Raw genomic sequence first — 12,948 nt, 5'->3', positions numbered from 1 at the left:
TGCGCCTACCCCTCGTCGGTTCCCGCCTCGTTGACCACCGCCGATCATCCCAGGAGCGGCTCACGGGGCCTCGGTGGGGCAACCCTTCCCCCTCCGTGACCTGCATCGCAAACGGGCGGGGGACCTCCTACCGTGGCGGACGTGACCGGCGCCGTCCCCGATCCGCTGCCCGGCTGGCTGACCGCGGCGCGCCGGATCACGGTGCTCACCGGCGCGGGCGTCTCCACCGACAGCGGCATTCCCGACTTCCGCGGCCCGCGGGGCGTGTGGACGCGGGACCCCGAGGCGGAGAAGCTCTCGACGTTGCGGTACTACGTCGCCGACCCCGGCGTCCGGCGGCGGGCCTGGCAGGAGCGGCGCCGGCACCCGGCCTGGACCGCGGCGCCGAACACCGCCCACGCCGCGCTGGTCGACCTGGAGCGCCAGGGCCGGCTGCGGGCGCTGCTCACCCAGAACATCGACGGGCTGCACCAGGCGGCCGGGTCGTCGCCGGAGCTGGTGCTCGAGCTGCACGGCACGGTGCACGAGGTGGCCTGCCTGTCCTGCGGGGTCCGGACGCCGATGCGCGCGACGCTGGACCGCGTCGACGCCGGCGAGGACGACCCGGCCTGCCGCGACTGCGGCGGCATCCTCAAGTCGGCGACGATCAGCTTCGGGCAGGCCCTGGACGCCGACGTCCTCGACGCCGCGGCGCGCGCCGCCGCCGACTGCGACCTGCTCCTCGCCGTCGGCACGTCGCTCACCGTGCACCCGGCGGCCGGCCTGGTCGAGGTCGCCGCCGCGAACGGTGCCCGCGTCGTCGTCGTCAACGCCGAGCCCACCCCCTACGACGGGCTGGCCGACCTCGTCGTCCGGGAGCCGATCGCCACCGCGTTGCCGCGGCTGGTCGGCCGGGTCGCGTGACGCCGGGGTGACGCTGCTTGTCCTGCACCTGGCGGGAACCGCCGCATACGCCGGGTTCCAGTGGACCGTGCGGTCGCTGGTCTACCCGCAGTTCGCGCTCGTCCCGCCGTCCGCGTTCGCCGCCTTCGAGCGGCGGCACCAGCGGCGGATCGCCCGCGTCGTCGGGCCGCTGTTCGCCGGCCAGGCGGTCACCACCGCCTGGCTGCTGACCGACCGACCGGACGGCGCCCCGCTGCCGCCCGTGCTCGTGGGCGCGGCCTGCCTGGCGGTCGTGCTGGGCACGACCGCCGGAGGGGCCGTGCCGTTGCACCGGCGGCTGGGCGCCGGGTGGGACGCCGGGACCCACCGCCGGCTGCTGCGGGTCGACTCCGTGCGGACGGCGGCGGCGACGGCGGGCGTGGCCGCCGCGGTGTGGCTGCTGCTCGGCTGACCGGGGGCCTCGGCGGGCGCGTGCGCGGACCGCGTCGTGGTGGAAGGCCTGACGACGTGGTGGCAGGCCTGACACCGTGGGGACGACGCGTCGGGCCGGTTCGGCCGCGGGGCGCCGGAGAGGGGGAGCGATGGAGCGGATGGCAGGCGACCAGTCGGCCGGCGGCGTCCGGCGGGTGTGCGTCGTCGGCGCCTCGGGCAAGCTCGGGCGCTACATGGTCCGGCACGCCCTGGACCGGGGGTACGAGGTCGTGGGGGTGTGCCGCCCGGAGAGCGTGGTCAAGCTCGCCGAGTTCGACGGGCGGATGACCGTCGTCCCGGGGCGCACCGACGACCCCGACGTCGTCGGCCGCGCGGTGGCCGGGTGCGACGGCGTGCTGACCGTGCTGGTGCCCCGGGGCGTGCGCGGCTACTCGACGGGCACCGCCCAGGCGGTGCTCGACGCCGCCGAGCCGGGCGCCCGGCTGGTCTTCTCCTGCGGCTGGCACATCACCCGGGACGGCCGCGACGTCTACACCCGGCGGCTGCGCGCGTTCGTCGCGGTGTTCGGTCTGCTGGCGCGCCTGGCCCGGTTCGCCGACCTGCGGGACCAGGTGGAGGCCTGCCGGCGGATCTTCGCCAGCGACACGCGCTGGACGGTGGTCCGGGGCAGCGACCTCGAGGAGGGCGAGAGCGAGGGCCTGCCGGTGTGGAGCCGGCACGTGGGGGACCCGGTGCTGGCGAGCAACCGCACGCGGCGGGTCGACTTCGCGCTGTTCATGGTCGAGGCGCTCACCGACGAGACGCTGGTGCGCGAGGCGCCGGCGATCGTGGGCCGCCGCACGCCGTCGGCCCTCGCCCACGCGCGCTGAACGGCGCCCACGCGCGCCGACCGGCGTCCGGCCCGGTGCGCGGGGCGGGATCCGGTGACCGGGTCACCCGATCGTCACCGCACGCGTTAGCGTGACGGAGACCACGTCGAGCGGCCGGCGGGGCGCCGGCCACGCACCTCCGGGAGCCGGCATGCGCGTGCCCCTGACCACCCGCGACTTCATCGACCGGGCCGAGCTGGTCTACGGCGACCGGACCGGCGTCGTCGACGAGCCCGCGCAGCCGGCGCCCTCGCTCGGCGAGCTGAGCTACCGCGAGGTCGCCCGCCGCGGCCGGGCCTTCTGCGCCGGCCTCGACGAGCTGGGCGTCGGCGAGGGGGAGCGGGTGGCCGTGGTCAGCCACAACGCCGCGCGCCTGCTGGAGCTGCTGTTCGCCGTCCCGTCGTCCGGGCGGGTGCTCGTGCCGGTCAACTTCCGGCTCTCGCCCGACGAGGTGCGCTACATCGTCGGCCACTCCGGCGCGCGGGTGCTGCTCGTCGACCCGGAGCTGGAGACCTCGCTCAAGACCGTGGAGGCCGAGCACCGGTTCGGCACCGGCGAGGAGTACGAGCAGCTGCTGCGACCCGACGCCGAGCCGCGGCCGTGGTCGGAACCCGACGAGGACGCCACCGCCACGATCAACTACACCAGCGGGACGACGGCCCGGCCCAAGGGCGTGCAGATGACCCACCGCAACACCTGGGTCAACGCGGTCACCTTCGGGATGCACATGCAGGTCTCCGACCGCGACGTCTACATGCACACGCTGCCGATGTTCCACTGCAACGGCTGGGGGTTGCCCTACACGATGGCCGGCGTCGGGGCGCGGCAGGTGGTGCTGCGCAAGGTGGACGGCGCGGAGATCCTGCGGCGGGTCGACCGGCACGGTGTCACCGTGATGGCCGGCGCCCCCGCCGTGTGGAACGCCGTGCTCGACGCGGCGGCCGACTGGGACGGCGAGGTCCCCGGCCGCGACCGCGTGCGGATCATCGTCGCCGGCGCACCGCCCCCGTCGAAGACCATCGCCCGGGTCGAGGACGAGCTCGGCTGGGAGTTCAACCAGATCTACGGGCTGACCGAGACCGCGCCGCTGCTCACGATCAACCGGCCGCGCGCCGAGTACGACGACCTCGATCCCGAGGAGCGGGCGCGGTTGCTGTCGCGGGCCGGCGTCCCCGGCCTGGGCACCCGGCTGGCGGTGTCCGAGTCGGGGGAGGTCCTCGCCCGGGGCAACACGGTGCTCGCCGGCTACTGGGACAACCCCGACGCCTCCGCCGAGGCCCTGGACGGCGGCTGGTTCCACACCGGCGACGGCGGCAGCATCGACGACGGCGGCTACCTCACCATCTCCGACCGCAAGAAGGACGTGATCATCACCGGCGGGGAGAACGTCTCCTCGATCGAGGTGGAGGACGTCGTCTTCGCCCACCCGGCGGTGGCCGAGGTCGCCGTCATCGGCGTACCGGACGACAAGTGGGGTGAGCTGGTCACCGCGCTGGTCGTCGTCGCCGAGGGCGAGCAGGTCACCGAGGCCGACATCATCGCCCACTGCCGGGGCAGGATCGCCGGCTACAAGATCCCGAAGCGGGTCGAGTTCCGTGACGCGATCCCGCGCACCGCGACCGGCAAGATCCAGAAGTTCAAGCTGCGCGAGGCTTACTGGTCGACCTCCGACCGCCAGGTCCACTGAGGCCGCCCCGCTGACGTCGCTCTGCTGACCTGACCGGGTGATCCCGCCCGGTCGGCGGCGCCTGCCCGCGTCACCCGTCCGGGGGAGCGTGCTCAACGGCCTTCCCGGACGGGCCGATCTCCTCCAGAGTGGCGCCCTGCCGGGTGCCGCGCTGGAGACGAGCCGCACGGCCGGCCCCGACGGGGTCCCGGCGCGCGGGGACGAGGTCGGGGGCGTGGTGGGCGACATCCGCAGCAGCCGGTGGCACCGGGCCGCCCGGCGGACGGTCACCTGTGCCTCCGCCGCGCTGGTCCTCACGCTCCTCGGCGGCGTCGCGCCGGGCTCCGCGGGGGCCACGCCCGGCGACACCGAGATCGCCGACGCGCGCGCCGCGGCCGATGCCGTCGCCGCCCGGATCGGCGCGCTGACCGGTGAGCTGGTCGCGGCGCAGGACCGGGTGGCCGCCGCGCAGGCGGCCGCCGCGATCGCCATGGACGGCTTCCAGGCCACCCAGGCGCAGTACACGGCGGCGCAGGAACGCGCCGTCACGGCCGCGGACGCGGCCGCCGCGGCCGCCGCCGAGCTGGAGGTGGCCCGCGGCGAGCTGGTCGAGTTCGCCCGGAACAGCTACATGTCGGGCAGCTCGTACCCGGGTGCGGCCTCCCTGATCACCTCCGCCGACGTCGGGGAGCTGGTCGAGCGGGCGGCGCTGCTGGAGGCGGCCGGTGAGCACCGGTCGGCGGTGCTCCTGCGCGTGACGGCGCTGCAGGAGCAGGCCGCCCGGGCCGACGCCGAGGCGCGCACCGCCCTGGTGGAGGCCGAGGCACTGCGCACCCGGGCCGCCGCGGCGCTCGAGGCGGCCCAGGCGGCGACGCGGGCCGCCCGCGAGCAGGCCGTCGCGCTGGCCGTCGAGCAGGCCGGGCTGCAGACCGCGCTGGCCGCGGCCGAGCAGGAGCTCGCCGCGCTGGTCGGCGAGCGCGCCGCCGCAGACCGCGCGGCCGCCGAGCAGGCGGCGGCCCGGCCGGCGGCGCTCGCCCGGCCCGCGCCGGTCCGTGCGCCGGTCCGTGCGCCGGTCCGCGCACCCGTCCCGCCCGGGTCGGGCTCGGCGTCCGCGGCGGCCACCGCGGTCGACGCCGCGCTCACCTGGCTCGGCACGCCGTACGCCTGGGGCGGCGGCGGCACCGGGGGACCCGGCTACGGCTTCGACCTCGACGAGGGCGTCTTCGGCTTCGACTGCAGCGGCCTCACCCAGTACGCCTACGCGCAGGCCGGCGTCCCCATCCCGCGCAACAGCCGGGCGCAGTTCGCCGGTCTGCCGCCGGTCGCCGTCGACGACCTGCAGCCGGGGGACCTGGTCTTCTGGGCGACCGATCCGTCGGACCCGACGACCATCCACCACGTCGCCCTGTACCTGGGCGGGGAGCGGATCGTGGAGGCGCCGCAGAGCGGGGACGTCGTCAAGGTGTCGCCGATGCGGTGGCGCGGATACGCGGGGGCCGTGCGGCCCTCGGCCTGACCGGCGTGCGCAGGACCGGACGGCGGTCCGCGGGCCGGTGCAGGGGCTCGCCGGTAGCGGCCGCCACGGCGCGCGGCGGCACCTCGACCGGGGCCGGACGTAGAGGCGTCGGGCAGCCACGGGGGGAGCTGCCCGACGCACAGCGAACGTTAGCAGCGACCGGCGCCGCGGGGCAGGGGAGTGCGCGCGCCTTCGCAACTTCTTTCCCGACCGCGTGCCGGGCGGTCGCAGCCATCGGCTCCGGACCACCCGGCGACGGCGTCCGAGCCGGTCAGCGGGCCGGCGGGACGCCGGACCGCGCGAGGCGGTGGCCGCCCGTCCTCGGTGTAGGACACTGGCCGTGGTGGGCGGTTCCGCCGCCTGCGTCGACCCGCCGTGCGCCGGCCGCGTCGACCGGACCGACCAGGGAGATCCGTGAGCAGCCCTGCCAGCACCCCGACCGACGCCCCCGTCGACGCCCGCGCCGGCGAGGCCGGCCCGCCCGTCCCACCGTCGGTCGACGCCGAGCGCCTGGAGCGCGCCCTGTTCGAGATCAAGCGGGTGATCGTCGGCCAGGACCGGTTGGTCGAGCGGATGCTCGTCGCCCTGCTCGCGCGCGGCCACGTGCTGCTCGAGGGCGTGCCGGGGGTGGCCAAGACGCTGGCCGTCGAGACGCTGGCGAAGGTCGTCGGTGGCCGGTTCGCCCGCCTCCAGTTCACCCCGGACCTGGTGCCGGCCGACATCATCGGCACGCGCATCTACAAAGCGGGGCAGGACGCCTTCGACACCGAGCTGGGCCCGGTGTTCGCCAACTTCGTGCTCACCGACGAGGTGAACCGGGCGCCGGCGAAGGTGCAGTCGGCGCTGCTGGAGGTCATGGCCGAGCGCCAGGTGTCGATCGGCGGGGTGACCCACCCGCTGCCCGACCCGTTCCTGGTGCTGGCCACGCAGAACCCCATCGAATCCGAGGGCGTCTACCCGCTCCCCGAGGCGCAGCGCGACCGGTTCCTGATGAAGGTGCTGGTCGACTACCCCAGCCCGGAGGAGGAGCGGGAGATCGTCTACCGGATGGGCTCGGAGCCGCCCGTCGCCGAGACGGTCCTGGGGCCGGCGGACCTGCGGCGGATGCAGCGGACCGCCTCCCGGGTCTTCGTCCACCACGCCCTGGTCGACTACGTCGTCCGGCTGGTGGTGGCCACCCGGTCGCCCCGGGAGCACGGCATGGAGGACGTCGCGTCGTGGGTCTCCTACGGCGCCAGCCCGCGCGCGTCCCTCGGGCTGATCGCGGCCAGCCGGGCGCTGGCGCTGGTCCGCGGGCGCGACTACGTGCTGCCCCAGGACGTCCTCGACGTCACCGGCGACGTGCTGCGGCACCGGCTGGTGCTCTCCTACGACGCGCTGGCCGACGGCGTGCCGGCCGACCACGTGGTGAAGCGGATCGTGCAGACGGTGCCGCTGCCCCAGGTCGCCCCGCGCCAGCGGGCCGAGGGCGGCGGGCCGGGCGTCCCGGGAGGACCGTCGGTGCCCGCGTACGGCGGTCCGCAGCCGGGGCCGCACCCGGGCTGGCCGCCGGCGCCGGGCCCGTACGGGCAACCGGGCCCGGATCCGTTCGGCCGGCCGGGGTTCGGGCCGCCGCCCGGCGGGGCGCACGCGGCCGGGCCAGAACACGGCCGGCACGGGTCCGCGGACGGCGGAGCCGCCCCGGGGGCGCAGTCGGCGTGAGGCGCCGACGCCGCGCCGCGGCCGCTGCGCCGGTGGCGCCCCCTCCCGTGGGGGGCGCCCACCCGGGGTTGCTCCTGCACCCGGCCACGCCCGGGTCCGGCGTCGGGACCGGCGGGGGGAACGGCGCCCCGCCGCGGTTCACCGACGGGCCGACCGACGTGCTGCTGCGCCGGCTGGAGCTGACCGTCCGGCGTCGGCTCGACGGGTTGCTGCAGGGCGACCACCTGGGTCTGGTGCCCGGCTCCGGCAGCGAGGCCGGTGACTCGCGCACCTACCACCCGGGCGACGACGTCCGGCGGATGGACTGGCCGGTGACCGCGCGCACCCAGGTGCCGCACGTGCGCGAGACCATCGCCGACCGGGAGCTGGAGACCTGGGCGGTCGTCGACCTCTCCGCCAGCCTCGACTTCGGCACCGCGGCCTGCACGAAGCGCGACCTGGCGATCGCCGGCCTCGCCGCGGTCGGTCACCTCACCGTGCACGGGGGCAACCGGCTGGGCGCCGTCGTCACCACCGGCGAGCGGCTGGACCGCTACCCGGCCCTGCCCGGCCGGCAGGCCGCCGAGCGGCTGCTGCGCTCCGTGGTGGCCACCCCGCGGGCCGCGGGCGGGCGCCGCGGCGACCTCGCCGCGGCGCTGGAGACGATGCGCCGCCCGCAGCGGCGGCGCGGGCTGGTCGTGGTGGTCTCCGACTTCCTCGGCGACCTGGACTGGGAGCGCCCGCTGCGCGGGCTGTCCGCCCGTCACGAGCTGCTCGCCATCGAGGTCGTCGACCCCCGCGAGCTGGAGCTGCCCGACGTGGGGCTGCTGACCGTCGTCGACCCGGAGAGCGGGCAGACGCTGGAGGTGCCGACCGGCGACGCCGAGTTCCGCGCCCGCTTCACCGCCGGCGCGGCCGCCCAGCGGAGGGAGATCGCCGCCGCCCTGCGCCGGTGCGGCGCCGGGCACCTGCAGCTGCGCACCGACCGCGACTGGCTCATGGACGTGGTCCGATTCGTCGCAGACCGCCGGCGTGCCGGCAGCGGAGGAGCCTCCCGATGACCTTCCAGTCCCCGCTGTGGCTGCTCGGGTTGCTGGGTGTGGCCGCGCTCGTCGCCCTGTACGTCGTCCTGCAGCTGCGCCGCAAGGCCTACGCCGCCCGGTTCACGAACGTCGCGCTGCTCGGGTCGATCGTGCCCCGGCGTCCGGGCTGGCGGCGCCACGTCGCCTTCGGCCTGCTCGCGCTCGGCTTCGCGGCGCTCGTCGCCAGCCTCGCCGTCCCGAGCACGGAGGTGCGGGTGCCGCGCGAGCGGGCCACCGTGGTCATGGCCGTCGACGTCTCGCTGTCGATGGAGGCCAGCGACGTCGAGCCCACCCGCTTCCAGGCGATGCAGACGGCGGCCAAGCAGTTCGTCGACATCCTGCCCGAGCGGATCAACCTCGGGTTGGTGTCGTTCGCCGGCACCGCCACGACGCTGGTGACGCCGACGACCGACCGCCAGCAGGTGCGCACCGCCATCGACAACCTCGACCTGGCCGAGTCGACCGCGATCGGCGAGGCGGTGTTCACCGCGCTCAACGCGATCGAGAACTACCAGGCCAGCCTCGACGCGCCGGCCGAGGACCTGCCGCCGGCCCGCATCGTGCTGCTGTCCGACGGCTACAACACCGTCGGCCGCAACGACACGCAGGCCATCGAGGCCGCCGTGGACGCGGGCGTGCCGGTGTCGACCATCGCGTTCGGCACCGACTACGGGGTGCTCGACCTCGACGGCGAGCAGGTCCCGGTGCCGGTCGACCGCGCGACGCTCGAGGAGATCGCCGACCAGACCGGCGGCAGCTACAGCGAGGCAGCGAGCGCGGCCGAGCTGGAGGAGGTCTACGCCGACCTCGGCAGCCAGATCGGCTACACCATAGAGCCGCGCGACATCAGCCCGTGGTTCGTCCGGGCCGGCGTGCTGGTGGCTCTCCTCGGCACCGTGCTCAGCCTGCTCTGGACCAACCGCCTGCTCTAGAAGGACCCCGCTGCCCCCCACCACTCGCTCTGCTCGCGGCGGGCCCCTGCAGCGAGGCCGTTGCAGCCCCTCGGCTAACGGGCCGGGTCGAGCGCGAGCTTGCCGGTGGTGCGCCGGGCGCGCAGGTCCCGGTGGGCCTCGCGGACGGCGGACATCGGGTAGCGGCCGCCGACGACCGGGCGCAGCGATCCGTCGGCCACCATGGGCAGCAGCTCCCCGATCGCGGCGTCGAGCAGGTGCGGCCGGCGCATGCAGTGCGCGAGCCAGAAGCCGATGACCGCCCGGCTGCGTTGCAGGAGGGCTCCCGGGTGCACCGATCGGGTCTCCTGCCGGGCCGCCATGCCGTAGGTGACCAGCCGGCCGAAGGGGGCCAGCGCCGACAGCGACCCGGCGAAGACGTTCCCACCGGTCATCTCCAGCACGACGTCGACCGGCTCGCCGCCGTTGGCCTCCCGCAACGCCGCGGTGAACGGCCGCGGGTCGTCGTCGGCCGACGCCGGGTCGACGGTGGCGTCGGCGCCCAGCTCCTCGGCCAGGGCGCGCTTGCCGGGGCTCGAGGCAGTGGCGATCACACGGCCGGCGCCCCACCGCCGGGCCAGCTGGACGGCGAGCGAGCCGACCCCTCCGGCGCCGGCGACGACCACGACGGTCTCCCCCTCGGCCAGGTGGGCGCTGGTGCGCAGCAGGTGCCAGGCGGTCGCCCCCTGCAGGACGACGGCCAGCGCCTGCTCGTCGTCCACCCCGTCGGGCACCGGCCAGGTGAGCCGCTCGTCCGCGACGACCTTCTCCGCGTAGCCGCCGCCGTCGAGCAGGCCGACGACCCGCGGGCCGCCGTCCGACCGGCCGACGAACTCCGCCCCGGGCACCAGCGGCAGCCGCTGCCGGGCGAGGTAGGAGTCCTCGATCTGGTGGGTGTCGGCGTAGTTGACGCCCGCCGTGCTGACGTCGAACAGCCGCTGACCGGGACCCGGCTCCGGCTCGGGGAGGTCGACGAGGTCGAGGACCTCGGGACCGCCGAACCGGGTGATCCGGACCGCTCGCACGCCCATCAGGTTAGGGCCTGCGCCCGGAGCACCCGGTCCGGGTCGGGGCGACGAGCGGCGGGCAGCCGGCGATCGAGGCGGCGCGTCGGGACCCGTCCACCACCAAGGTGGCCGGGGAAAACACCTCGTGAGGCTTCCGATCACACCTGAGGTGACTATCCTGGCCTCGCGCCGGAGTCGACCCTGCTCATGTCGGATCGCCCGGACACGCAGGCGAGGTTCCATGTGCCCAGAGCAGCCACTTCGGTCGGCCGGCACGCCGGTGTCGGGAGAGCGTGCCGCGTCCCGCACCTCCCGCCGGCCCCCGCTGACACCCGCATACCGCCATCGCCCCCGGTGCGGCGGGGCCGAACGCTGAGCGGAGACGGTCGACCATGACCACCTACGAACCGGGCAGCGTGATCGCCGGCTACCGGATCGATTCCCTCATCGGCCGCGGCGGGATGGCGGTGGTCTACCGCGCCGAGGACATGCGCCTGGGCCGCAAGGTCGCGTTGAAGCTGCTCCCGCCGGAGCTCGCCGACAGCGAGCAGTTCCGGCAGCGCTTCATCAGGGAGTCCCGGCTGGCGGCATCGCTGGACCACCCGAACATCGTGCCGATCTACGAGGCGGGCGATGCCGACGGGCAGCTCTACATCGCGATGCGGTACGTGGTCGGGCGCGACCTGAAGGGCGTCCTGACCGAGCAGGGCGGTCAACTGCCCCTGGACTGGGCCTTGCGGATCTTCAGCCAGCTGGGGGACGCGTTGGACACCGCCCACCGGGCGGGGCTCGTCCACCGGGACGTGAAGCCGGCGAACATCCTGGTGGCAGAAGGTCCGCAGCGCCCCGGGCAGGCTCGCGGCCACCACGTCTACCTCACGGACTTCGGTCTCACCAAGCGCGCGTCCGAGCTCTCGGGGCTGACCGGCACCGGGCACTTCCTCGGGACCGTCGACTACGTCTCCCCCGAGCAGATCCAGGGCAGGCCGGTGGGCCCGGGCACCGACATCTACGCGCTCGGTTGCGTGCTGTACGAGTGCCTGACCGGGCAGCCGCCCTTCCGCCGGGACGAGGACGCCGCGCTGCTGTGGGCCCACCTGGTCGAGACGCCGCCCCCGATCGCGGGCATCCGCCCCGAGGTCCCCGCCGCGGTCAACGCCGTCGTGACGCGGGCCATGGCGAAGGAGCCGGCGGACCGGTACGGGTCGTGCCAGGAGCTCGTGAGCGAGCTCGAGTCGGCCCTCGTCCGGCCGACGCCCGGAACGCCATCAGGGGACTGGCGGACCGCGGACAGCGGAGCGGGCTTGCGTGGCGCCGTCGCGACGTCGGACGGCTTCCCCCCGGAGGTCGCGACGGCCGTCGACGACGGGGACGGCGGCAGCCGGCCCTCCATCGGACCGTCCGTGGGGTTCCCGGCCGCAGACCACGCCCCGTACGGAACCGCCCCCTCTCCGGGCCGCGGGCCGGCCTTCGAGGAGCACCACGGGCCAGGACACGGTCACGACGCCGGGTCCGCCGGGGACCGGCGCGGGTCCGTCGCGCGTCCGGCACCGCTGTCGGACGCCGGGGACCGGTCACGCGTCGGTGCTGCCGCTGCCGCGATCCCGGCCCTGTCCACCGAGGGTCCGCGGCCGAGCGGTTCGCCGCGGCGACGTCTCGCCATGCGCTTCGCCGTCGTCGGCCTGCTCGTCCTCGCCCTGGGGACGGGTGCAGTGCTGGCGAACCTCCTCGACCCGGTCGAGGCGACGCCCGTCCTGGCCGAACCCGCGGACTCCTCCGCCGGTGACCCCTTCACGCCGCCGCCGGCACCCGAGGGCACAGGATCCGAGCCGGCGCCGGTGGCGTCCCCGACCGGCGAGGAACCGGGGTCGCCCGACGCCGGGGACGGTGCGCCGCCGGAGACGAGCAGCCGGGACGTGCCCGTGTCCGGTGACACCGCGGGCCTCTACGGCGGTACGGGTGCCGAGGCCTGCAGCGCCGAGTTCATGGCCGAGTTCTTCGAGGGCCATCCGGACCGGGCGGCAGCTTGGGCCCGTGCCCAGGGAATCCGGCCCAGCGACATCCGGCAGTTCCTGATGTCGCTCACCCCGGTCGTCCTCCGCACCGACACGGCCGTCACCAACCACGGCTTCCGGAACGGCAGGGCGCTCCCCTACCAGTCCGTCCTGCAGGCCGGGACCGCCGTGCTGGTGGACGAGCGGGGCGTGCCGCGTGTGCGGTGTGCCTGCGGCAACCCGCTCGACCGGCCCGCGGCTCGCGAGCAGGTCCGCTACACGGGGCAGACGTGGCCCGAACTGGGGCGCCGGCCCGTCACGGTCGTCAAGCCCGCACCCGTCATCGTCCAGAACTTCACCGTCGTCCTCGTGCAGCAGGACACGACCGTGGTGGTCGACCGGCTGCGGGGCAGCGCCGGTGACCAGGACGAACCCGCCGCCCCCGAGATCGTCGAGATCGCTCTGCAGTTCTCCGTCGAGGACCCGGCAGGTACGGGGACGGGCGACGGGACGTCGCCGAGCGACACGGCGACAGACGAGACGGACGAGGCGTCGGCGGAGGAGTCCAGCGGGTCGGGCGAGTCCTCGGCGGGGGAGTCCAGCGGGTCGGGTGAGTCCTCGGCGGGGGAGTCGAGCGGGTCGGGCGAGTCCTCGGCGGGGGAGTCGAGCGGGTCGGGTGAGTCCTCGGCGGGGGAGTCCAGCGGGTCGGGCGAGTCCTCGGCGGGGGAGTCGAGCGGGTCGGGCGAGCCGGTGCCGGCGGAGGAGCAGCTGCCGGCGGAGGAGCCGGTCGAGCCGGTGGCGCCGGAGGAGCCGTTGCCTCCGGAGGAGCCGGTCGAGCCCGCGCCGCCGGTCGAGCCGGTCGAGCCCGCG

Annotated in this window: 9 protein-coding genes and 1 pseudogene; 9 read left to right on the top strand and 1 reads right to left on the bottom strand. The window is 75.8% G+C overall.

Annotated elements, in window-relative coordinates; all coding sequences use genetic code 11:
- The first annotated feature begins 141 nt into the window (after positions 1 to 141).
- The 8 genes and pseudogenes from OF117_RS01225 (at position 142) to OF117_RS01190 (ending at position 9,059) form a co-directional block, all read left to right on the top strand.
- The gene (locus tag OF117_RS01225; protein ID WP_263550965.1) at positions 142 to 903 is read left to right on the top strand and encodes an SIR2 family NAD-dependent protein deacylase; all 762 of its coding nucleotides are present in this window, start codon (positions 142 to 144) and stop codon (positions 901 to 903) included.
- Between the two features lie 7 nt (positions 904 to 910).
- Positions 911 to 1,333 carry a DUF1772 domain-containing protein gene (locus OF117_RS01220; protein ID WP_263550964.1) on the top strand — a complete coding sequence of 141 codons (423 nt, stop codon included), beginning with the start codon at positions 911 to 913 and terminating at the stop codon, positions 1,331 to 1,333.
- A gap of 139 nt (positions 1,334 to 1,472) precedes the next feature.
- Positions 1,473 to 2,183 (top strand): NAD(P)-dependent oxidoreductase, encoded by a 711-nt coding sequence (locus tag OF117_RS01215; protein WP_263550963.1) that lies wholly within the window; start codon positions 1,473 to 1,475, stop codon positions 2,181 to 2,183.
- A 151-nt stretch (positions 2,184 to 2,334) separates the two neighbouring features.
- Positions 2,335 to 3,870 (top strand): long-chain-fatty-acid--CoA ligase, encoded by a 1,536-nt coding sequence (locus tag OF117_RS01210; RefSeq protein ID WP_263550962.1) that lies wholly within the window; start codon positions 2,335 to 2,337, stop codon positions 3,868 to 3,870.
- Positions 3,871 to 4,084: 214 nt separating this feature from the next.
- Positions 4,085 to 5,365, top strand: a complete 1,281-nt coding sequence (locus OF117_RS01205; RefSeq protein WP_263550961.1) for an NlpC/P60 family protein — start codon at positions 4,085 to 4,087, stop codon at positions 5,363 to 5,365.
- A gap of 510 nt (positions 5,366 to 5,875) precedes the next feature.
- Positions 5,876 to 6,796 (top strand): annotated as a pseudogene (locus OF117_RS01200) (AAA family ATPase); the annotation flags it as partial.
- A 302-nt stretch (positions 6,797 to 7,098) separates the two neighbouring features.
- Positions 7,099 to 8,106 carry a DUF58 domain-containing protein gene (locus tag OF117_RS01195; RefSeq protein ID WP_263550959.1) on the top strand — a complete coding sequence of 336 codons (1,008 nt, stop codon included), beginning with the start codon at positions 7,099 to 7,101 and terminating at the stop codon, positions 8,104 to 8,106.
- The gene (locus tag OF117_RS01190; RefSeq protein WP_263550958.1) at positions 8,103 to 9,059 is read left to right on the top strand and encodes a VWA domain-containing protein; all 957 of its coding nucleotides are present in this window, start codon (positions 8,103 to 8,105) and stop codon (positions 9,057 to 9,059) included. The genes OF117_RS01195 and OF117_RS01190 overlap by 4 nt, the downstream gene beginning before the upstream one ends.
- A 74-nt stretch (positions 9,060 to 9,133) precedes the next feature.
- Here the strand turns inward: OF117_RS01190 and OF117_RS01185 are convergent, their stop codons facing one another.
- A complete protein-coding gene (locus tag OF117_RS01185) occupies positions 9,134 to 10,108 on the bottom strand; it encodes a zinc-binding alcohol dehydrogenase family protein (RefSeq protein WP_263550957.1) in 975 nt (324 codons plus the stop codon).
- Positions 10,109 to 10,476: 368 nt separating this feature from the next.
- On the opposite strand from OF117_RS01185, the gene OF117_RS01180 reads away from it, so the two are divergent.
- On the top strand, positions 10,477 to 12,948 hold a 2,472-nt coding region (locus OF117_RS01180), incomplete at its 3' end, for a serine/threonine protein kinase (RefSeq protein WP_263550956.1).

Source organism: Geodermatophilus sp. YIM 151500 (assembly GCF_025716945.1).
GTDB lineage: Bacteria > Actinomycetota > Actinomycetes > Mycobacteriales > Geodermatophilaceae > YIM-151500.
The sequence above is the reverse complement of the archived record's forward strand: the minus strand, read 5'-3'. Positions and strand labels throughout refer to the sequence as shown.